General features: G+C 60.9%; 19 protein-coding genes. 4 read left to right on the plus strand and 15 right to left on the minus strand.

Features of this window, described 5'->3' with window-relative positions; all coding sequences use genetic code 11:
* Positions 1-62: 62 nt before the first annotated feature.
* The 10 genes from LIY45_RS12945 to ffh all read right to left on the minus strand — a co-directional run bounded on the left by LIY45_RS12945 (position 63) and on the right by ffh (position 12,377).
* Positions 63-3,644 (minus strand): transporter substrate-binding domain-containing protein, encoded by a 3,582-nt coding sequence (locus LIY45_RS12945; RefSeq protein WP_226476554.1) that lies wholly within the window; start codon positions 3,642-3,644, stop codon positions 63-65.
* Between the two features lie 109 nt (positions 3,645-3,753).
* Positions 3,754-5,163: a threonine synthase gene (gene thrC, locus LIY45_RS12950; RefSeq protein WP_226476555.1), complete on the minus strand. Its 1,410-nt coding sequence runs from the start codon at positions 5,161-5,163 to the stop codon at positions 3,754-3,756.
* 67 nt (positions 5,164-5,230) lie between these two features.
* Positions 5,231-6,535, minus strand: coding sequence for a homoserine dehydrogenase (locus tag LIY45_RS12955; RefSeq protein WP_226476556.1), 1,305 nt, complete (start codon positions 6,533-6,535; stop codon positions 5,231-5,233).
* A 126-nt stretch (positions 6,536-6,661) separates the two neighbouring features.
* Positions 6,662-7,393, minus strand: a complete 732-nt coding sequence (gene dsbC, locus LIY45_RS12960; RefSeq protein ID WP_063032964.1) for a bifunctional protein-disulfide isomerase/oxidoreductase DsbC — start codon at positions 7,391-7,393, stop codon at positions 6,662-6,664.
* 154 nt (positions 7,394-7,547) lie between these two features.
* Complete coding sequence (gene xerD / locus LIY45_RS12965) at positions 7,548-8,444, minus strand: site-specific tyrosine recombinase XerD (protein ID WP_017478700.1); 897 nt, start codon at positions 8,442-8,444, stop codon at positions 7,548-7,550.
* A 362-nt stretch (positions 8,445-8,806) separates the two neighbouring features.
* A complete protein-coding gene (gene rplS / locus LIY45_RS12970; RefSeq protein ID WP_003175895.1) occupies positions 8,807-9,157 on the minus strand; it encodes a 50S ribosomal protein L19 in 351 nt (116 codons plus the stop codon).
* A 45-nt stretch (positions 9,158-9,202) separates the two neighbouring features.
* Positions 9,203-9,913: a tRNA (guanosine(37)-N1)-methyltransferase TrmD gene (gene trmD, locus LIY45_RS12975; protein ID WP_231988895.1), complete on the minus strand. Its 711-nt coding sequence runs from the start codon at positions 9,911-9,913 to the stop codon at positions 9,203-9,205.
* 43 nt (positions 9,914-9,956) lie between these two features.
* Positions 9,957-10,493, minus strand: a complete 537-nt coding sequence (rimM, locus tag LIY45_RS12980) for a ribosome maturation factor RimM (protein WP_003175898.1) — start codon at positions 10,491-10,493, stop codon at positions 9,957-9,959.
* A 5-nt stretch (positions 10,494-10,498) separates the two neighbouring features.
* Positions 10,499-10,750 carry a 30S ribosomal protein S16 gene (rpsP, locus tag LIY45_RS12985; protein WP_003209587.1) on the minus strand — a complete coding sequence of 84 codons (252 nt, stop codon included), beginning with the start codon at positions 10,748-10,750 and terminating at the stop codon, positions 10,499-10,501.
* A 250-nt stretch (positions 10,751-11,000) separates the two neighbouring features.
* Positions 11,001-12,377, minus strand: a complete 1,377-nt coding sequence (gene ffh / locus LIY45_RS12990; RefSeq protein ID WP_003209589.1) for a signal recognition particle protein — start codon at positions 12,375-12,377, stop codon at positions 11,001-11,003.
* A gap of 243 nt (positions 12,378-12,620) precedes the next feature.
* On the opposite strand from ffh, the gene ccsA reads away from it, so the two are divergent.
* From ccsA to LIY45_RS13005, 3 genes are all read left to right on the plus strand, one after another.
* Positions 12,621-13,424 carry a cytochrome c biogenesis protein CcsA gene (gene ccsA / locus LIY45_RS12995; RefSeq protein ID WP_172834530.1) on the plus strand — a complete coding sequence of 268 codons (804 nt, stop codon included), beginning with the start codon at positions 12,621-12,623 and terminating at the stop codon, positions 13,422-13,424.
* Positions 13,425-13,436: 12 nt separating this feature from the next.
* On the plus strand, positions 13,437-14,675 hold the full coding sequence (locus LIY45_RS13000; RefSeq protein ID WP_226476557.1) for a transporter associated domain-containing protein: 1,239 nt from the start codon (positions 13,437-13,439) through the stop codon (positions 14,673-14,675).
* A 222-nt stretch (positions 14,676-14,897) separates the two neighbouring features.
* Positions 14,898-16,208 (plus strand): MFS transporter, encoded by a 1,311-nt coding sequence (locus tag LIY45_RS13005; RefSeq protein WP_226476558.1) that lies wholly within the window; start codon positions 14,898-14,900, stop codon positions 16,206-16,208.
* Positions 16,209-16,302: 94 nt separating this feature from the next.
* Here the strand turns inward: LIY45_RS13005 and purT are convergent, their stop codons facing one another.
* From purT to LIY45_RS13030, 5 genes are all read right to left on the minus strand, one after another.
* Positions 16,303-17,484: a formate-dependent phosphoribosylglycinamide formyltransferase gene (gene purT, locus LIY45_RS13010; protein ID WP_026078133.1), complete on the minus strand. Its 1,182-nt coding sequence runs from the start codon at positions 17,482-17,484 to the stop codon at positions 16,303-16,305.
* Between the two features lie 69 nt (positions 17,485-17,553).
* Complete coding sequence (locus LIY45_RS13015) at positions 17,554-18,021, minus strand: hypothetical protein (RefSeq protein ID WP_003209599.1); 468 nt, start codon at positions 18,019-18,021, stop codon at positions 17,554-17,556.
* A gap of 205 nt (positions 18,022-18,226) precedes the next feature.
* A complete protein-coding gene (locus LIY45_RS13020) occupies positions 18,227-18,442 on the minus strand; it encodes a DUF1289 domain-containing protein (RefSeq protein ID WP_226476559.1) in 216 nt (71 codons plus the stop codon).
* Positions 18,439-18,963 carry a gamma carbonic anhydrase family protein gene (locus LIY45_RS13025; protein WP_226476560.1) on the minus strand — a complete coding sequence of 175 codons (525 nt, stop codon included), beginning with the start codon at positions 18,961-18,963 and terminating at the stop codon, positions 18,439-18,441. The genes LIY45_RS13020 and LIY45_RS13025 overlap by 4 nt, the downstream gene beginning before the upstream one ends.
* A gap of 39 nt (positions 18,964-19,002) precedes the next feature.
* Positions 19,003-19,605: a CoA pyrophosphatase gene (locus LIY45_RS13030; RefSeq protein ID WP_226476561.1), complete on the minus strand. Its 603-nt coding sequence runs from the start codon at positions 19,603-19,605 to the stop codon at positions 19,003-19,005.
* A 146-nt stretch (positions 19,606-19,751) separates the two neighbouring features.
* Between LIY45_RS13030 and LIY45_RS13035 the strand changes: the two genes are divergently transcribed.
* Positions 19,752-20,300 (plus strand): NUDIX hydrolase, encoded by a 549-nt coding sequence (locus tag LIY45_RS13035; protein WP_017478693.1) that lies wholly within the window; start codon positions 19,752-19,754, stop codon positions 20,298-20,300.
* Positions 20,301-20,316: the final 16 nt, after the last annotated feature.

Raw genomic sequence — 20,316 nt, forward strand, 5'->3', positions numbered from 1 at the left:
CCGGGGAGACGCGAGGGTGCACAGACTAGTCAAAACCCCGCGTCTTCCCCATAGGACATGTCTTATTCGGACTGATCCAGACAGGCATCAAGCTCGCACCGAAACTCGACCAATGCTTCGCGCAGCGCTATCCAATGCCTTTCAATCTCAGCGTTGCGCTGCTCCCGAATACAAACTTCCAGCGCCACGCAGGCCTTGGCCAATGGCAACGCATCCACCAGGCAGCATATGCCCTTCAGGCGGTGCAACGAGGCGATCAGCCGGGCCTGATCGTGGTCCGCCATGGCGGTGGTCATCACCCTTTGTTCCTGCTCAAGACTCCTCGCCAGTTCCTGCAACATCTGCTGCAAAACCGGCCCGTCGGCCTGGGTCATGGTGCGCAGGGTCTCGATACTGAAAGAACGCAAAGGCGCCACCCGGGCGAGCACACGCGTCCAGTGTTCAAGGGTCACGGGCTTGACCAGCAGTTCATCCATTCCAGCCTCCCGGCAGCGCTGCTGTTCGTCATCCTGGGCATTCGCCGTGCAACCCACCAGCGCCAGGCGTGGCCGTTGCTCCTGGGCTTCAAGCCGGCGGATGGCCTCGCTCAAAGCGTAACCGGACATGCCCGGCATGTTGCAGTCGGTCACCAACAGATCAAACACCTCGTTGCGCCAATGCTGCAAGGCCGCCTCGGCCGAGTCGACGGCCACCACCTGATGGCCAAGGAACTGTAACTGCTGAACCAGTACCAGACGGTTGGCCGGCAGGTCATCCACCACCAGCACCGACAGGCTGCGGCCGGCGACGGGCAACGACACGGCAGGCGCCGCCGGCACGTCGTCGCTGCTGACCCGGTCCAGGTACAGCTCGATGCACACCACCGTGCCCTGCCCCACCACACTGCTCAAAGTGATGCTGCCGCCCATCAACTCCACCAGTTGCTGGCAAATGCTCAAGCCCAGCCCCGTGCCACCGTGTTCGGCAGCCGTCATTGCACTGACCTGGATAAACGGCTTGAACACCCGCGCCTGCTGCTCGATGCCGATCCCCGGGCCGCTGTCCTCCACGCACAGGTGCAAGTATTCGACACCTGAGTGGTCAAGCTTGCGCGCGACACTGAGCCGAACCTCGCCGTGCTGGGTGAATTTAATCGCGTTGCCCAACAGGTTATGGATCACCTGGCGCAAGCGCAGCGGGTCGAACCAGTAGTGCCCTTGTGCCGCCGGATCGAAAGCGAGAGTCAAGTGCAGGCCTTTTTTCTGCGCCATGGCTTCAAACAGCCGCTGTATGCCCTCGAAGAACGCTTTCAAGTCAGTGGTCTGCGGCGCCAGTTGCAGATGACCGGCTTCAATCTTCGCCAGGTCCAGGCTGTCCCCCATCAGGGCGATCAATTCCCGCGCCGAGCGATGGGCTACCCGCAGCGCTTCAGACACCGGCTTGCCTTCGGCCAAGGCCCGCTCCTGCTCCAATTCAAGCAGACCGATGATGGCGGTCATCGGCGTGCGAATCTCGTGGCTCAGGGTCGAGAGAAAGGCGCTTTTGGCGTAGTTCGCTTCATCAGCAGCCTGGCGCGCATCCATCAACTGGTGCTCCAGGACCTTGCGCTCGTTGATGTCGATCCAGCCACCGAGCAACCCTTGCAATTGGCCCTTGGCGTCAAAGAACGGCACCGTCCACTGATAGACATGAAACGCCCCGCCGTTGAACTCCAGTTGCCGGTCGACGAACAGCGACTGCTGGGTCGCCAACTGTTCCATATGCCCGGCGTGCAGGCGCGCGGCCGTTGCGTCAGGCATCAACCCGCTTTCCATCAGCGTCAGGCCCTGGATCTGCTCACGCCGGGTGTTCAACTGTTGTTCATAGCGGGTGTTGCAGGTCACCAGGCGTCCTTCCAGATCACGCACAAATACCGGGTTGGGCATGCCATCCAGCAACGCGCGTTTAAAGGCCAACTGGTCGTTGAGCCGCTGCTCGGCCTGCAGGCGCTGGCGAATCTGGCGCTTGAGGCGGCTGTTCCAGGCCAGGGACACCAGCACGAACAGCAACGCCATGGCGACCGTCCAATAGGCCCATGGCGGCACGCGCTGCCAGGCCGGCACCGGGACCGGCACGGTCCCCAGCCAACGCAAGCGCAGGGCACTCAACTCCGCGACCGGCAGCGCTTCCAGTGCCTTGTTCAAAATGCTCAACAGTTCCGGTTGGTCCTTGCGCACCGACAGGCTGTTGGCCGACCACTTGCCCTCGACACTGCGACCAATGCGCAGCTCATCGGCCGGGTAACTCTGAACTTCCACTTCACTTTGGATGGTCGCCGCCGCGCGGCCCTGCGTTACCAGCTCACGGGCCTGGGCATAGTTATCCACCGAGTGCAGCTTGATCCCGGGGTGCTCACGACGAATGTACCCCTCCAGGACATGGCGTGCCGGCAGCGCCAGGACCTTGCCTGACAGCTCGCTCAAACTGGCCACGGGTGGTGCATCCACGCGCTGGATAAACACCCAGCCGGAACCCCCAAATCCATGGCTGAAATTGAGGAACGCCTTGCGCTCCTGATTCTCGGCCAGGGTGGTATTCATGTCCGCCCTGCCCGTTTCCAGCAACGCCAGGGTTTGTGCCGTGGAAGACACTTCCTCCATGACAAACTGCAAGCCGGTCATGCGTGAAATGCGGTTGAGCAGGTCCACATTCAGCCCCACCCATTGGCCGTCCTTGTCCTTGAATACATACGGCGACAGTTGCTGGGACGCCACCACCACATGGGGATGCTGCAGCACCCAGGCCCGCTCCTGGGCCGACAAGGCGATGCGCTCGGCGGCAATGCCGACGCCCAGGCCGGTGGTCCAGCGCGCGAGGATCTCCCGGCGCACGGAGTCATCGATGCTCGCCAGCGCCTGGTCCATCATCGTCCCCAGCAGCGGGTCGGCCTCCCGTGTGGCAAAGGCGAAACCGATGGGTGCCAGCCGGCTTTCCACCTTGATCTGCAAGCCCAGGTAGGGCCGCAGAGACTTGTAGGCGCGCACGATCACTTCGTTGCCGATAAACGCATCGGCATCGCCTTGCTTCAGCGCTTCCAGGCCGCTGTAGAGATTCGGTGCCAGCATGATGTGGCTGCCGGGATATGCCAGATGGACGTTCTTGACGTTGGCGTAGCCGTCCAGCAACACCAGCTTCTTGTCCTTGAGGTCTTCGTTCTGGGTGGTGTCATCCCGGCGCACAACCACCACCGAACGGTCCGGCATGTAGTCTTCGGTAAAGCGCAGCCCGGGTACATCACGCTCATAACCGTTGGCACTGGTGAGAATATCGATGGTGCCGTTACGCAAGGCTTCCACCGCCTGCGCCCGCTCGGAAAAACCCAGTACTTGCATCGGTGCATTCAGGCGCGCGCCGATCAGGCTCAGGTAATCAGCGCTGATGCCCTGGTAGCGATTGCGGTCGCGGGTGATATCAATCGGCTGATAGTCATCAATCGAGATGCCCACCTTCAACGGCCGATGGGCCGCCAGCCATTGCTGCTCGCTGGTCGTCAAGGGCATGGGCTCGAGGGCAATGAACGCCGGCACCAGCTTGAACGGCAGGCTGACAGCCGCAAGGCTTGCCGACCCCTGCACAAGCAACAGCACACCTGCCAGCCACACACACGCGCGGGTCGATAAATACACCAGTTGGGTTTCCTTGATTATTTTTGTTGGTCGCCGCGCAAGTATGGCTCGCCAGAATGAAAAAGCCCGTCATGAAGACGGGCTTGAGCTACCACGCAAAGCCGTTGGCTCAGAGTGGCTTGCCGCGATTGCCATGCTGGCTGACAAACGCCTGCACCGCTTTCAGGTCATTGGCCAACACGGTGCAACGCTCTTCGCGTTCAAACAGGTCGGTGAGGTGCGGCGGCAATTCCAGCGCCTTGCCAACCCCGGCCTTCTCCACCGCTTCCGGGAATTTGACCGGGTGCGCAGTGCCGAGAATCACCATCGGAATGTCCAGGCTGCGGCGGCATTCCCGCGCGGCCTTGACGCCAATGGCGGTGTGCGGGTCCAGCAACTCGCCGGTCTGGGCGTAGACTTCGGCGATGGTCTCGCAGGTTTGTGCATCGTCCACGGCCAGGGAGTCGAACAGCTTGCGGGTTTCGGTCCAGCGCTCTTGCTCGACGCTGAAACCGCCACCTTGCTTGAAGCTGTCCATCAGGCCAGCCAGGGCAGCGCCGTTGCGACCGTGCATGTCGAACAGCAAGCGTTCGAAGTTCGACGACACCATGATGTCCATCGACGGCGACAGCGTGGCGTGCAGGGTTTCCTTGACGTACTGGTTGCCGCTCATGAAGCGGTGCAGGATGTCGTTGCGGTTGGTGGCGACGATCAACTGGTTGATCGGCAGGCCCATGTTGCGCGCCAGGTAACCGGCGAAAATGTCGCCGAAGTTGCCGGTCGGCACCGAGAACGACACCGAACGCGCCGGGCCGCCCAACTGCAGGGACGCATGGAAGTAGTAGACGATCTGGGCCATGATCCGCGCCCAGTTGATCGAGTTCACCGCCACCAGGCGCGTGCCCTTGAGGAAGCTCTGGTCGGCAAAGCTGGCCTTGACCATTTCCTGGCAGTCATCGAAGTTGCCTTCGATGGCGATGTTGTGGATGTTCTCGCCGAAGATCGTGGTCATCTGCCGACGCTGCACTTCCGATACGCGGTTGTGCGGGTGCAGGATGAAGATGTCGACGTTTTCGCAGTGCTTGCAACCTTCGATCGCCGCCGAGCCGGTATCACCGGAAGTGGCGCCGATGATCACCACGCGCTCTCCGCGTTTTTCCAACACGTAGTCCAGCAGGCGACCCAGCAGTTGCAGGGCGAAATCCTTGAATGCCAGGGTCGGGCCGTGGAACAGTTCCAGGACCCATTCGTTGCCGTTCAGTTGGCGCAACGGAGCAATGGCGCTGTGGGAAAACACGCCGTAGGTTTCTTCCAGGATCTTCTTGAAATCCGCATCCGGGATGCTGCCGGTGACGAACGGGCGCATGACCCGGAACGCCAGCTCGTGGTACGGCAGGCCGGCCCAGGACGCGATTTCTTCCTGGGTGAAGCGTGGCAGATTTTCCGGCACGTACAGGCCGCCGTCAGTGGCCAGACCGGCCAGCAGAACGTCTTCGAAATTCAGGGCCGGTGCCTGGCCGCGGGTGCTGATATAACGCATGACTGGCTCCTCTAGAGCATGCTTGAACAAGGGCCGCCGAACGCGTGGGGCTCTTGCCGCAAAACGATTAGTTCAGGTGTTCGACGCGAATCCGCACCACCGGCCCAACCACACCCTGCAACGCTTCAAGCGCGGCGATGGCATCGTTGATGTGCTGTTCCAGCACACGGTGGGTCAGCAGGATCATGGGCACCAGGCCGTCTTGTTCTTCGACTTCCTTCTGCATGATCGATTCAATGTTGATGCCGCGCTCCGACAGGATGCTGGCCACCTGAGCGAGCACGCCCGGGTGATCCTTGGCCTGGATGCGCAGGTAGTAGGCACTTTCGCAGGCCTCGATCGGCAGGATCGGGTGGGCCGACAGCGAGTCCGGCTGGAAGGCCAGGTGCGGTACGCGGTTTTCCGGGTCGCTGGTCATGGCGCGAACCACGTCCACCAGGTCGGCGATCACCGACGAAGCCGTGGGCTCCATGCCGGCGCCGGCACCGTAGAACAGGGTCGAACCGGCAGCATCACCGTTGACCATCACGGCGTTCATCACGCCATTGACGTTGGCGATCAGGCGGTCGGCCGGGATCAGCGTCGGGTGCACACGCAGCTCGATGCCGGCCGGGGTGCTGCGCGCCACACCGAGGTGCTTGATGCGGTAGCCCAGGGCTTCGGCGTAGTTCACGTCGGCAGTGGTCAGCTTGGTGATGCCTTCGGTGTAGGCCTTGTCGAACTGCAGCGGGATACCAAAGGCGATGGACGCCAGGATCGTCAGCTTGTGGGCAGCGTCGATGCCTTCGACGTCGAAGGTCGGATCGGCTTCGGCGTAACCCAGTGCCTGGGCTTCGGCGAGCACGTCTTCGAAGGTACGGCCCTTCTCGCGCATTTCGGTGAGGATGAAGTTACCGGTGCCGTTGATGATGCCGGCCACCCAGTTGATGCGGTTGGCGGACAGGCCTTCACGGATGGCCTTGATCACCGGGATACCCCCGGCCACCGCGGCCTCGAATGCCACGATCACGCCCTTCTCGCGGGCCTTGGCGAAGATCTCGTTGCCGTGCACGGCGATCAGCGCCTTGTTGGCGGTGACCACATGCTTGCCGTTTTCGATGGCCTTGAGCACCAGTTCGCGGGCCACGGTGTAGCCGCCCACCAGTTCGATGACAATATCGATTTCAGGGTTGGTGGCGACGTCGAAGACATCGTTGGTAATCGCAATACCGGTCGTTTGGAACTGAGGCTTTGGTGTACGCGTGGCAATTTGCGCCACTTCAATCTCACGCCCTGCACGGCGGGAAATTTCTTCAGCGTTACGCTGAAGTACGTTGAAGGTGCCGCCACCGACGGTCCCTAACCCACAGATGCCTACTTTGACCGGTTTCACTGAAGAACTCCCCATGAAACGGCCGACTCAAGGTCGGCCGTGAAAACAGCCGCACAACTGCGGCTCTCTATTAATGACCCGCCGAACTGTCGGCGGATCATGATCGTCAAGGCTCGACGATTTTGCTTACTTTGCGTTGAGTGCCAGTTTGGCAACTTGCGGCGCCGGCTGGTAGCCCGGAATCACCTGACCGTCAGCCAAAACGATGGCCGGCGTGCCGCTCACACCAATCGACTGGCCGAGGGCGAACTGCTTGGAAACCGGGTTGGCGCACTTGGCAGCCTTGATTTCCTTGCCATCGACCATCTTGTCCATGGCGGCCTTCTTGTCGGCGGAGCACCAGACGGCTTGCAACTGCTCGTCACCCGGCGAACCCAGGCCCTGGCGCGGGAACGCCACGTAGCGCACTTCAACGCCGAGCTTGTTCAGCTCAGGCACTTCGGCGTGCAGCTTGTGGCAGTACGGGCAGGTGGTGTCGGTGAACACGGTGATGTGGGTCTTGGTTTCGCCAATGGCCGGGTAAACCACGGTTTCAGCCACCGGAATGCCGTTGATCAGCTTGGATACACCCAGGCGCTCGGCTTTTTCGGTGAGGTTCACGGGCTTGCCGTCTTTCAACTGGAACAGGTAGCCCTGGACGATGTACTGGCCATCGGCGCTGGCGTACAGCACGCGGCTGCCCTTGAGCTTGACTTCGTACAGGCCGGCCATCGGGCTGGCGCTGATGCTTTCAATCGGAGTGTCGAGCTGGAGGGCTTCCAGGCTCTTGCGGATTGTCTTTTCTGCGGCGTCATCGGCGACGGCAAAGGTGGAGACCAACGCAATGGCTGCGATGGCAAAAATCTGGGTCAAGCGCATGGGAACTCCTGAAGGCAGATGCAGGGACGGGAGCAGGAACACCGATCTTCAAAAACGGGTTTGGGCCGTCCCCTTTGCGAACCGGCAAAGCCTACCACAGTTGGGCCGCAGGGCAGCCAGTCGCGGGGAAATTGGGCTTTTTCCGAAGGGTTTTTCATCCACGGGGATGGTGCTTGGCGTGCATCTCCTGCAAACGTGCCCGCGCCACGTGGGTGTAGATCTGGGTGGTGGATAAGTCACTGTGGCCCAGGAGCATTTGAACCACGCGCAAATCCGCGCCGTGGTTGAGCAAATGCGTGGCGAACGCGTGGCGCAGGGTATGGGGCGACAACGACTTGCCGATCCCCGCGACCTTGGCCTGATGCTTGATGCGATGCCAGAAGGTCTGGCGGGTCATCTGCTCGCCACGCTGGCTGGGGAACAGCACATCGCTGGGCCGACCGTTGAGCAACTCGCTGCGGGCGTCGCGCATGTAGCGCTCGACCCACACAATCGCCTCTTCGCCCATGGGCACCAGGCGCTCCTTGCTGCCCTTGCCCATCACGCGCAATACGCCCTGGCGCAGGTTGACCTGCTCCAGGGTCAGGCTGATCAGCTCGGTGACGCGCAGGCCGCAGGCATACAGCACTTCCAGCATGGCGCGGTCACGCTGGCCGATGGCCTCGCTCAAGTCCGGGGCTGCGAGCAGGGCTTCGACGTCGGCTTCCGACAGGGATTTGGGCAATGGCCGGCCCAACTGCGGCATGTCGATTTGCAGGGTGGGGTCGACAGCGATCAGCTTTTCCCGCAGCAGGTAGCGATAAAAGCCACGTACGCCCGAGAGAAAACGCGCGGTAGAGCGCGGTTTGTAATTTTGCTCCAGGCGCCAGGACAAATGGTCGAGGATCAGCTCGCGACCGGCGTTGAGCAGCTCGAGGTTTTTTTCCTGCAACCAGCCATTGAACAACGCCAGGTCACTGCGGTAGGCCTGGCGGGTGTTGTCTGACAGGCCTTTTTCCAGCCATAGGGCATCGAGGAAGCGGTCGATCTGGGGATGGTCGATGGCGGGCATGGGGGCTCAGGCTGGGAAAATGGCGGTGTCGAGTAGATCCTATCGCAGCACAGTCATCTACACATCAATGAAGGCGGGCAAATAATCTGTGGCGAGGGAGCTTGCTCCCGCTGGGGCGCGAAGCGGCCCTGATTGACCATTGAGGTTCAGCAGAGAGACTTCTATTGCCGGTTTCAGGGCCGCTGCGCAGCCCAACGGGAGCAAGCTCCCTCGCCACAAAAGCGGAAAACGGCTTTAAGGTCAGTGCGACGCTGAATTTCTTCGAGGCGGGGAGTCATGAATAGATACCGGGGAAATGGACAAATTTCAGGCAACAAAAAAGCAGCCCGTAGGCTGCTTTTTTCTGCATCGGGAAGCTGGACTTAAGCCAGTTTTTCCTTGATGCGAGCTGCTTTACCGGACAGGTCACGCAGGTAGTACAGCTTGGCTTTACGTACGTCACCGCGACGCTTAACGGCCATGCTGTCGATTTGCGGGCTGTAGGTCTGGAAAGTACGCTCTACGCCAACACCGTTGGAGATTTTACGAACAGTGAAAGCACTGTTCACACCACGGTTACGCTTGGCAATTACCACGCCTTCGAACGCTTGCAGACGCGAACGGTCGCCTTCCTTCACTTTCACCTGAACGACAATGGTGTCGCCCGGGGCAAAGGTAGGGATCTCTTTGGTCATCTGCTCTGCTTCGAGTGCAAGGATGATTTTGTTAGTCATGCTGTGCTCCTAAGGTAAGTCGTCGGACCTACCATCGATACGTTGTTAACTATCGTCCCGCCCGAGGATGTATTCCTCGAGCAGCTTCTTCTCTTCTCCAGAAAGCGAGCGGCTTTCCAGAAGATCGGCGCGTCGTTCATAGGTCCGCCCGAGGGACTGCTGTAAACGCCAACGCCGGATGTGTGCGTGATTGCCACTTAGCAATACGTCGGGAACACGCTGATCCGCATACACCTCCGGTCGGGTGTAGTGCGGGCAATCCAGCAAACCATCCGTGAAGGAATCTTCCTCCGCGGAGTCCGCATGCCCTAAAGCTCCAGGCAGCAGTCGTGTAACCGCATCTATCAGGACCATCGCCGGCAGCTCGCCGCCAGACAGGACATAGTCCCCAATCGACCACTCTTCATCGACGTGAGCTTCAATAAACCGCTCGTCAATGCCTTCATAGCGACCGGCAATCAGGATTAATGCTTCCAGATTCGCCAACTCGCGTACCGCCGACTGATTCAGCTGACGGCCTTGAGGGGACAGGTAAATTACCTTCGCCTTCTCCCCGGCGGCTGCCTTGGCCTGAACCAACGCATCTTCCAGGGGCTTGATCTTCATCACCATGCCCGGGCCACCGCCAAATGGGCGGTCGTCCACAGTGTGATGTCGATCTGTCGTGTAGTCTCGCGGGTTCCAACAGGTGAGCTGCAAGAGCCCCTGTTTCACCGCCCGACTGGTGATGCCGTACTCGCTGATGGCGGAAAACATCTCGGGAAACAAACTGATCACTTCAACGCGCAGGTTAGCCACGTTAGAAGTCCGCGTCCCATTCCACCTTCATCTCGCCCGCTGCCAGGTCGACGGCCAACACGCATTGCTCGGTATAGGGCAACAGGCGTTCGCGATCATCCAGGCTGCCAGCGCAAGGCTTGACCACCATTACATCATTGGCGCCGGTTTCCAGAAGATGATCGATTTTCCCGAGCAATTGCCCGAGTTGATCAATAACCTTCAGACCTTCCAGCTGGTACCAGTAGTACTCGCCGTCGGTCAATTCAGGGAACAGGTTGCGCGGCACGCAGATCTCATAACCGGCCAGAAGACGAGCTTCTTCACGATCATCAAGACCCTTGAGCTTTGCGACCAGGAACTTGTCGCTCCCGCGTCCACTGACCAGCTCTACCTGTTTCACACTACCTTCGCGCTTGAGCGTCCAGGTCTTGTACTGCAACAGGTTTTCAGTCGGATCAGTAAAGGAATACACCTTCACTTCGCCGCGAACGCCATGAACAGAATAAATCTTGCCGATAACGATCAAATCATCAGCAACCGCTGGCGTCGCGTTCATATTGCTCAGGCCGCAGCCTTAGATGCATCCTTCAACAACTGAGCAACGCGCTCAGAAGGTTGTGCACCAACGCTCAGCCAGTAGGCTACGCGCTCTTGGTTCACGGACAGACGGACTTCTTGACCACGAGCGATCGGGTTGAAGAAGCCAACTTGTTCCTTGTGAGAGCCGTCACGTGGGTTGCGGCTGTCAGTTACGGTCAAGTGGTAAAACGGGCGCTTTTTGGAGCCGCCAAGGGCAAGACGGATTGTTAGCATGTGAACATCGTTCCTGTAGTCGGTGCTGCAAATCTAAATGCACAGCGGGCATAGGTGCCCGAAAGGCCGCATATTCTAAGGAATATCCGGACTTTTGCAAATGTCTTTTTCTGGCGCCTATCAGCGTGCCATTCAGATCTGCTATAGAGCCGTCGGTTAAAACGGCAAGTCAGCTCCCGCCAACGGCGGGTTTGCTGGAGATCCCACATCCGTGTGGGTCGGAGCAGAAGCGAGCTTCTGCTCGAATTCTTTACATTTTCGGCATGCCGCCGCCGGGCAACATACCGCCCATGCCGCGCATCATCTTGGCCATTCCGCCTTTTGCGGAGAATTTCTTCATCATCTTCTGCATCTGCTTGTGCTGCTTGATCAAGCGACCGATGTCCTGCACCTGGGTGCCGGAACCCATGGCGATCCGACGTTTGCGCGAACCGCTGATCAGCTCAGGGTCGCGGCGCTCGGCCGGGGTCATGGAGTTGATGATGGCTTCCATCTGCTTGAATTGCTTCTCTGCCGCGCCCTGGGCATTGCCCATTTGCGCCAGGTTCACGCCGCCGATGTTCGGCAGCTTGTCCATCAGGCCGCCGAGGCCGCCCATGTTCTTCATCTGTTGCAGCTGGTCGCGGAAGTCTTCGAGGTCGAAGCCCTTGCCCTTCTTCAGCTTTTTAGCCAGTTTGTCGGCCTTGTCCTTGTCGAGGGTCGCTTCCGCTTGCTCGATCAGGCTGAGCACGTCGCCCATGCCGAGGATACGCGAGGCGATCCGCTCAGGGTGGAACGGCTCGAGCGCTTCGCTCTTCTCGCCCATACCGATGAACTTGATCGGCTTGCCGGTAATCGCACGCACCGACAAGGCGGCACCGCCACGGGCGTCGCCGTCAACCTTGGTCAGGATCACGCCGGTCAGCGGCAGTGCATCACCAAAGGCCTTGGCGGTGTTGGCCGCATCCTGGCCGGTCATGGCGTCGACCACGAACAGGGTCTCTACCGGGTTGATCGCGGCATGCAGCGCCTTGATCTCGCCCATCATCTCTTCATCGATGTGCAGGCGACCGGCGGTATCGACGATGACCACGTCGATGAATTTCAGCTTGGCTTCTTTAATAGCCGCCTGGGCGATATCGACCGGCTTCTGGCTCAGGTCGGACGGGAAGAAGGTCACGCCCACTTCGCCCGCGAGCATTTCCAGCTGTTTGATCGCGGCCGGACGGTAAACGTCCGCAGACACCACCATCACCGACTTCTTCTTGCGCTCTTTAAGGAAGCGCGCCAGTTTGCCGGCGGTGGTGGTCTTGCCCGCACCTTGCAAGCCGGCCATCAGCACAACGGCTGGCGGGACGGCGCTGAGGTTCAAATCTTCGTTGGCCGCGCCCATCAGGCTTTCGAGTTCGGCCTGGACGATCTTCACAAAGGCCTGGCCCGGGGTCAGGCTGCGGGACACTTCAGTGCCGACCGCGCGCTCTTTGACCGAGTTGACGAAGTCCTTCACCACCGGCAAGGCGACGTCGGCTTCCAGCAACGCCATGCGCACTTCACGCAGGGTGTCTTTAATATTGTCCTCGGTCAGCTTGGCCTTGCCGGTGACATGGCGCAGCGTCTGCGAGAGACGGTCAGTCAAGTTTTCAAACATGCGCGATCCTTTCAGGCCCTATTCATCGAAATGCATTGGTAGACCGAGGTAATGGCGGCCCAGGCTGTGGTAAATCGCTATTAAAAACAGCGTTCGGCGAGCCTGCGGCGTGGGCAGGTCGCGGATTATAGCGAAGACTGCCGCCATGCACACCCGCTGTCTGGCCTGAGAGTCTTTCGTGTTACGCAGGTGTATGCCAAACTCAGCGCCTTTCGGGCCTGCTTAACAGGATTTATGCTCCCTTTGTCACCCAGTTTGCTACCCAGCCTCGCCGCCGCCATCTTGTATGCCGCTGCGACCCTTTATCAGGGCACTCGTCTGGCCCAAGGCGCCAAGGCCGACAAACGCCTGTTGGTAGGCCTTGGCGTCCTTGCTCTGCTCGCCCACGCGGCCAGCCTGTTCACGCACTTGATGACGCCGGTCGGCCTGGGCCTGGATTTTTTCAGCGCCGCCAGCCTGATTGCCGCCGCAGTGATCGCACTGACCCTGATGGCCTGTTACAGGATTCCGGTGGAGAACCTGCTGGTGCTGCTGTTCCCGCTCGGGGTGCTGACGGTACTGCTGGCGCAATTCACGCCGACCGGCACCGTGCAGGTCATTGATGAAGAGCCGGGCATCCTCGCCCACATCCTGCTGTCGATCCTCGCCTACGGCATGTTCACCATCGCGGTGTTCCAGGCTTTGTTGCTGCTGTTGCAAGACCACCAGCTCAAGCACAAGCACCCGTCCGGGCTGATCAAGAACTTCCCGCCGTTGCAAACCATGGAAAGCCTGCTGTTCGGCTTCCTCTGGGCCGGCTGGACGCTGCTGTCGCTGTCGCTGATCTCCGGCTGGCTGTTCGTCGAGAACCTGTTCGCCCAGCACCTGGTGCACAAAACCCTCCTGGCCTGCCTGGCCTGGGTGGTGTTCAGCGTGCTGCTGTGGGGCCGCAACCGCCTCGGCTGGCGCGGGCACAAGGCGATCCGCTGGACCCTGGCCGGTTTCTGCCTGCTGATGCTGGCCTATTTCGGCAGCAAGCTGGTTCGCGAATACATCCTGCATATCTGACGGGCAGCCGACATGGACAACTTGCCCTTAGGGCCGATGCTTGCGGTAGTAGCCTTGCTGGTTTTATGGTCGGCGCTGTTTACCGCCATCGAAGCCGCCCAGCAACATTTGCTGGCCCTGCGCCCTGGCACCCGCCAGGGTGACAAAGCCGCCGCCCGCCTGAATTTCCCGCGCAACAGCCTGATCCTCTGCAACACCTTGTGCCGCGCCGTGGTGGTGATTCTCTGCACCCTGCTGGCGATCTACGCCTGGGCGGAAAACGGCCCATGGCTCGGCTGGGTGATCTCCAGCGCGGTCCTGCTGGTGCTGGCCGACTACCTGCCCCGCGCCCTGGCCACTCGCCACCCGCAAACCATCCTCGGTTTCGGCAATACGTTGCTGAGCGTGCCGTTGAAAATCCTTTATCCGCTGGCTTGGCTGCTCAACGGCGTCAGCCTGTTGCTGCTGCGCCCATTTGCCCGCAAACCTGGCGTGGTCAAGAAGAGCGACGAGCCGCAGCCGGATCAGGACGACGAGCCGGAAGCCGAAATCCCCAATACCCGCGCACCGGGCATGCCAGGCATTCATGCCCTGGACAACATCACCGTGAATGACATCCTGGTGCCCCGCAGCGAAGTGGACGGCATCAACCTGGATGACTCGGTAGAGGAAATCATCGAGCAACTGCGGGTTTCCACGCGTACCCGGCTGCCGGTTTTCCACAGCGACATCAACCAGGTGGAAGCGGTGCTCAACACTCGGCAGATCCGCCACCTGCTGCCGGACGCCAGCCTGACCAAGGAAGCGCTGCTGGAGGCCTGTCACGAGCCCTACTTCGTCCCGGAAAGCACACCGCTGCAACTGCAATTGCTGAACTTCCACAAGCAGCAGCGCCGCTTGGGCATGGTGGTGGATGAATACGGCGAAGTGCTGGGCATTGTGACCCTGGAAGACATTCTTGAAGAAATCGTCGGCGAGTTCGAAAGCGAGCAGCACCTCGACAACCCGCACATCCAGCCACAACTGGATGGCCGCTACGTGATCGACGGCGCCGCCTCGATTCGCGACTTGAACAAAACCCTCGGCTGGCACCTGCCCAGCGACGGCCCCAAGACCCTCAACGGCCTGGTCACCGAAGCGCTGGAGACCATTCCGGACTGCGCCGTGTGCCTGAAAATCGGCCGCTATCGCCTGGAAATCCTCGAGACCGAGGACAACCGCGTCGCCAAGGTGCTGATCTGGCACACCAGCACAGTGCCGGTCGCTGCTTAAGCCCCTTGTTGGATCCGCAAACCCCTTCCTATAATCGGGCGGCTTACCCAAGCCCCGCCCGACCGCGTGCTACCCGCACTGAGCGCGTCCAGGCACCGTTTTACCCATGTCTGACCGGTGCTTGCTCCCATCCCGAGCCGCCCCGCGCACAACCCTGATCCATGGGTGTTCGACCAATAATAATCCGCGTCCAAACGCGCAATGACCGTCAGGGATACCTCAATGAGCACCACCTATAACGAGACGGCGACCGCCGCCCCGACCAACTCGACGGCCCGGGTCGCCACCGCGAGCATCATCGGCACCGCCATCGAGTTCTACGACTTCTATATCTATGCGACTGCCGCTGCCCTGGTGATCGGCCCGGTGTTCTTCCCGCAAACCTCCGGCACGGCGCAGATGCTTGCCTCGTTCCTGACCTTCGGTATCGCGTTTATCGCGCGGCCGTTGGGTTCGGCGCTGTTTGGCCACTTTGGCGACCGGATCGGCCGCAAGTCGACACTGGTGGCGTCCCTGCTGCTGATGGGCGTGTGCACCACCCTCATCGGCTTGCTGCCCGGTTACGACAGCATCGGGGCCTGGGCGCCGATCCTGCTCTGCGTACTGCGCTTTGGCCAAGGCCTCGGGCTTGGCGGCGAATGGGGCGGCGCGGCGTTGCTGGCCACCGAGAACGCACCGAAGGGCAAACGCGCCTGGTTCGGCATGTTCCCGCAACTGGGCCCATCGATCGGCTTTCTGGCAGCCAACGGGCTGTTCCTGATCCTGGCCATGAGCCTGAGCGACGAGCAATTCCGCAGCTGGGGCTGGCGCATTCCGTTCATCCTCAGCGCGGCGCTGGTGATGGTGGGCCTGTATGCGCGACTCAAACTGCATGAAACGCCTGTATTCGCGAATGCCGTAGCCAAGGAAGCCCCGGTTAAAGTGCCACTGGTGGAACTGTTCAGCCAGCATTGGCTGCCGGTACTGCTGGGCGCGGCGTCGATGGTGGTGTGTTATGCGCTGTTCTATATCACCACGGCGTTTTCTCTGAGTTACGGCGTGTCCACGCTGGGCTACAGCCGTGAAACCTTCCTCGGCCTGCTGTGCTTCGCCGTGCTGTTCATGGGCGCGGCGACGCCGCTGGCGGCGTTGGCCAGCGACCGTTACGGGCGTAAGCCGGTGCTGATTGTCGGCGCGATCCTGACCATCCTCTCCGGCTTCACCATGGAACCGTTGCTGACCCACGGTTCAACCTGGGCCGTGGCACTGTTCCTGGCGCTGGAGCTGTTTTTGATGGGCGTGACGTTCGCCCCGATGGGCGCGATGTTGCCGGAACTGTTCCCGACCCGCGTGCGTTATACCGGTGCTTCGGCGGCGTATAACCTGGGCGGGATCGTGGGCGCGTCGGCGGCACCGTTCTTCGCGACCAAACTGGTGGCGATGGGCGGTTTGAGCTATGTCGGCGGGTATGTGTCGGCGGCAGCGGTGATCAGCTTGATTGCTGTGCTGTGCCTGAAAGAGACGCGCAATAACGATTTGAACAAGGTCGCCTGATAAACCGCCTTCGGGAGCAAGCCCCCTCCCACATTTTGATTTGCGAATACATTCAAATGTGGGAGCGGGCTTGCTCGCGAAGGGCGCGACTCGGTTACAGCTCTACAACAACCGCCTTCGACGCACGGGTCGCTTTAGCCCGGGCAGCCTCAATCGACTCATCCCGCGCCAGCGCCACGCCCATACGGCGCTGACCGTTCACTTCCGGCTTGCCGAACAAACGCAACGCCGTGTCCGGCTCGCTCAACGCAGCCCCCAGGTTGGCGAACGCCGTCTGGGTCGACTTGCCTTCCACCAGAATCACTGCCGAAGCCGAAGGCCCGAACTGACGGATCAACGGAATCGGCAGGCCGAGAATTGCCCGCGCATGCAGGGCGAACTGCGACAGGTCCTGGGAAATCAGGGTTACCAGGCCAGTGTCATGAGGGCGCGGCGATACTTCGCTGAACCACACCTGATCGCCCTTGATGAACAGCTCGACGCCAAACAGACCACGACCACCCAATGCTTCGGTTACCGCCTTGGCAACGCGCTCGGATTCCGCCAGTGCAATCGGGCTCATGGCCTGTGGCTGCCAGGATTCCTGGTAGTCGCCCTTCTCCTGACGGTGACCGACAGGCGCGCAGAAGGTGGTGCCGCCAATGTGGCGCACGGTCAGCAGGGTGATTTCGTAGTCGAAGTCGATAAAGCCTTCGATGATCACCCGGCCCTTTCCGGCACGCCCGCCTTCCTGGGCGTAATCCCAGGCTTTCTGCACGTCATCGGCGCTGCGCAACAGGCTCTGGCCCTTGCCCGACGAACTCATCACCGGCTTGACCACACACGGGAAGCCCAGGTCGGTGACGGCTTTGCTGTAGTCCTCGAAGGTGTCGGCGAAGTGGTACGGCGAGGTCGGCAGGTCCAGCTCTTCAGCGGCCAGGCGACGGATGCCTTCGCGGTTCATGGTCAGCAAGGTCGCACGGGCGGTCGGGATCACGTTGAAGCCTTCGGCCTCCAGCTCCACCAGGGTGGCGGTGGCGATCGCTTCGATTTCCGGCACGATGAAGTGCGGCTTTTCGGCCTCGATCACGGCACGCAGGGCGGCACCGTCGAGCATGTTGATCACGTGGCTACGGTGGGCAACCTGCATCGCCGGCGCGTTGGCGTAGCGATCCACGGCAATCACTTCAACGCCCAGGCGTTGCAGTTCGATTACCACTTCCTTGCCCAGCTCACCGCAGCCACACAGCATTACGCGGGTCGCGGTTGGCGACAATGGAGTTCCGATTCGGGTCATCTCAGGTCCTCAGGGGAGCGGATCGTGGGGAGAAAGGCCGGCATTTTACATGAACTGTAAAGATTGGCTTCAGTTGGCGACGCGCTGCCGACGCAAACGCCAGGCCATGGCCAGCCACACCACGGTGACGCCGGCGAATTTCGAGACCAGGGCGGTGCCGGCCACGGCAGGCGTGAGTGCGCCGATCAGGCCGAAAAAGATGAAGGTATCGAGGGGAATACTCAGCGCCGAACTGATCCACAGGCGATCGTGGAGTGGGCGCTTGGTGATGCTGAACACCAGCCAGTCAATGCATTCGGACACCGCGAACGCCGTGGCGCTGGCCAGGGCGATGGACGGATCGGAGGTGATATAGGACAGCACCAGCGCCGCCAGCATGGCGATGATCGCGCCATGGCCGAAGCGGGTTTGCACCATGTCCCGCAGGACAAACACCAGGCCGCCCCAGGCAGACCAGATGACATCCAGGTGCGGAGCGGTGGAAAAGGCAAAGTTGATCAGCACGACGCTGCTGATATAGGCGATCAGGAAGAACATGGGGCGAGGGACCTGTGAACAAGGGCCACAGGGTACTTCACAACCCATCAATGTGGCGAGGGAGCTTGCTCCCGCTGGGGCGCGAAGCGGCCCTGAAATGGGCGATTGCGGTGTACCTGAAGTCATCCTGTCGTCTGATTTGGGGCTGCTTAGCAGCTCAGCGGGAGCAAGCTCCCTCGCCACATTAAGTGCAGCCCTCTAGCGATCAGCCGCCGGATTTACCGGGAATCATCCACACCAAGCCACTCGCCTTCGCCCGCTCATGGCACAACCCCAGCACCACCCGGCGCTCGGCGTTGTCCATACGGCTCCAGCGGGTGATCTCCTCCACAGTCCGCTGGCAGCCGGTGCAAATATCATCGTCATCCAGGGCACAAATGCTCACGCAAGGCGAGGCGACGGGGCGTTCCACCGGGTTCATTCTTCCTGCTCAACCAGGTCACGGGCATAACGCTGGGCGTTATGCACATAGTGCGCAGCGCTGGCCTCGAGCATCTTCTTCTGCACCTCGGTCAGCTCCCGTACCACTTTGCCCGGCGAGCCCATCACCAGCGAACCATCGGGAATTTCCTTGCCCTCGCCGATCAGCGAATTGGCGCCGATGATGCAGTGCTTGCCGATCTTCGCGCCGTTAAGAATCACCGCGTTGATCCCAATCAGGCTGAAATCGTCCACCGTGCAGCCATGCAACATGGCGTTATGGCCGATGGTCACGCCGGTGCCGAGGGTCAGCGGGTAACCCATGTCGGTGTGCATCACGCTGCCGTCCTGCACGTTGCTGTTCTTGCCGATCAGGATCAGTTCGTTGTCGCCGCGCAACACCGCGTTGAACCAGACGTTGGCGCCCTCCTCCAACTTGACCTTGCCCACCAGCGTGGCATTGGGGGCCACCCAGCTGTTGGGATGGGTTTCGACTCGGGCGTCGCCCAGGCGGTATTTCATAGGTGGATCCTCACGGCAGGAACGATGGCCATCTGGCTCTTAGGTATTGATGAAGCTTTTCGGCGGTCGATGCAGGCTGATGTCGGTGTCGTCATAGAGCAGATTGATCAGCTCGACGATCATGATCGCCGTCAGGCCCCAGATCTTGTATTCGCCAAACCGGTAACTGGGCACGTACCAACTGCGGCCCTGGTAATCGATACGGTGGGTATGCTCGCGAGGGTCCTGGCGAAAAAACTCCAGTGGCACGCTGAAAACAGCGGCGATCTCGGCGTCATTGGCCAGGTATTCAACGTAATCGGGGATAACGCCTACATAAGGCGTGACGCGGATACCGTGCAGGGAAATCAGCGGGCTCAACGGGCCGATGACTTCCACCAGGCCCGGCGGCAGGCCGATTTCTTCTTCGGCTTCACGCAGCGCGGTGAAGATCAGGTCCGGGTCTTCCGGGTCGCGGCGCCCGCCAGGGAACGCCACTTCGCCGCCATGGGTCGACAACCCGCTGGCGCGCAAGGTCAGGATCAGCTCGGGTTCGTCACTGCGGGTGATCGGCACCAGTACCGCCGCTTCCGGGAACCGACCGTCGGTCTCCAGCGTGTGGGGCGTATGATTGCTTACCCGGCGAAGTAGCTCGTCCAGCATGAGTCATCTCGGTCTGTTGGCTACCTTGCATCATGCACCAAACCGTGCGCACGCCCAACCCCAAAACCCCGGGCATGTCGCTAAACGACAACTTGCAGCCCATACCCGGTCACGCCAAGATAGGCGCACTCTCCAGGAACCCCAGCATGAACTTCTGCAGCCAGTGCGGTAAACCGGTCACCCAGCGCATTCCCGAAGGCGACGCACGCCTGCGTTATGTCTGCGATCACTGTCAGACCATTCACTATCAGAACCCCAATATCGTCGCCGGCACCGTGCCGGTATGGGGCGACCAGGTGCTGCTGTGCCGCCGCGCCATCGAGCCGCGCCTGGGCTTCTGGACCTTGCCTGCAGGCTTTATGGAGAACGGCGAGACCGTCGAACAGGCCGCCATGCGCGAAACCATGGAAGAAGCCTGCGCCCGGGTGCGCAACCTGAGCATCTACACCCTGATCGACGTGCCGCACATCAGCCAGGTGCACATCTTCTACCGGGCCGAACTGATCGACCTGGACTTTGCCGCAGGCCCCGAAAGCCTCGAAGTGCGCTTATTCGATGAAGCCGACATCCCTTGGTCCGAGCTGGCTTTCCGCACGGTCGGGCGTACCTTAGAATGCTTTTTTGCTGACCGCCGGCAACAGTCGTATCCGGTGCGCAGCGAGTCCGTGCCGCCGCTGACCCAGTTGGCCAAATAACACTCCAGGCGGCACG

It is taken from the genome of Pseudomonas sp. MWU16-30323 (genome assembly GCF_020515595.1).
In the GTDB taxonomy this organism is placed as follows: domain Bacteria; phylum Pseudomonadota; class Gammaproteobacteria; order Pseudomonadales; family Pseudomonadaceae; genus Aquipseudomonas; species Aquipseudomonas yamanorum.

Coding starts and splice junctions, on each gene's coding strand:
- thrC (WP_226476555.1), bottom strand. CDS start 5,163: ATGCGTTATATCAGCACCCGCGGCCAGGCACCGGCCCTGAATTTCGAA.
- dsbC (WP_063032964.1), bottom strand. CDS start 7,393: ATGCGCTTGACCCAGATTTTTGCCATCGCAGCCATTGCGTTGGTCTCC.
- xerD (WP_017478700.1), bottom strand. CDS start 8,444: ATGCCCGCCATCGACCATCCCCAGATCGACCGCTTCCTCGATGCCCTA.
- rplS (WP_003175895.1), bottom strand. CDS start 9,157: ATGACTAACAAAATCATCCTTGCACTCGAAGCAGAGCAGATGACCAAA.
- trmD (WP_231988895.1), bottom strand. CDS start 9,913: ATGTTTTCCGCCATCAGCGAGTACGGCATCACCAGTCGGGCGGTGAAA.
- rimM (WP_003175898.1), bottom strand. CDS start 10,493: ATGAACGCGACGCCAGCGGTTGCTGATGATTTGATCGTTATCGGCAAG.
- rpsP (WP_003209587.1), bottom strand. CDS start 10,750: ATGCTAACAATCCGTCTTGCCCTTGGCGGCTCCAAAAAGCGCCCGTTT.
- ffh (WP_003209589.1), bottom strand. CDS start 12,377: ATGTTTGAAAACTTGACTGACCGTCTCTCGCAGACGCTGCGCCATGTC.
- LIY45_RS13000 (WP_226476557.1), top strand. CDS start 13,437: ATGGACAACTTGCCCTTAGGGCCGATGCTTGCGGTAGTAGCCTTGCTG.
- LIY45_RS13005 (WP_226476558.1), top strand. CDS start 14,898: ATGAGCACCACCTATAACGAGACGGCGACCGCCGCCCCGACCAACTCG.
- purT (WP_026078133.1), bottom strand. CDS start 17,484: ATGACCCGAATCGGAACTCCATTGTCGCCAACCGCGACCCGCGTAATG.
- LIY45_RS13015 (WP_003209599.1), bottom strand. CDS start 18,021: ATGTTCTTCCTGATCGCCTATATCAGCAGCGTCGTGCTGATCAACTTT.
- LIY45_RS13020 (WP_226476559.1), bottom strand. CDS start 18,442: ATGAACCCGGTGGAACGCCCCGTCGCCTCGCCTTGCGTGAGCATTTGT.
- LIY45_RS13025 (WP_226476560.1), bottom strand. CDS start 18,963: ATGAAATACCGCCTGGGCGACGCCCGAGTCGAAACCCATCCCAACAGC.
- LIY45_RS13030 (WP_226476561.1), bottom strand. CDS start 19,605: ATGCTGGACGAGCTACTTCGCCGGGTAAGCAATCATACGCCCCACACG.
- LIY45_RS13035 (WP_017478693.1), top strand. CDS start 19,752: ATGAACTTCTGCAGCCAGTGCGGTAAACCGGTCACCCAGCGCATTCCC.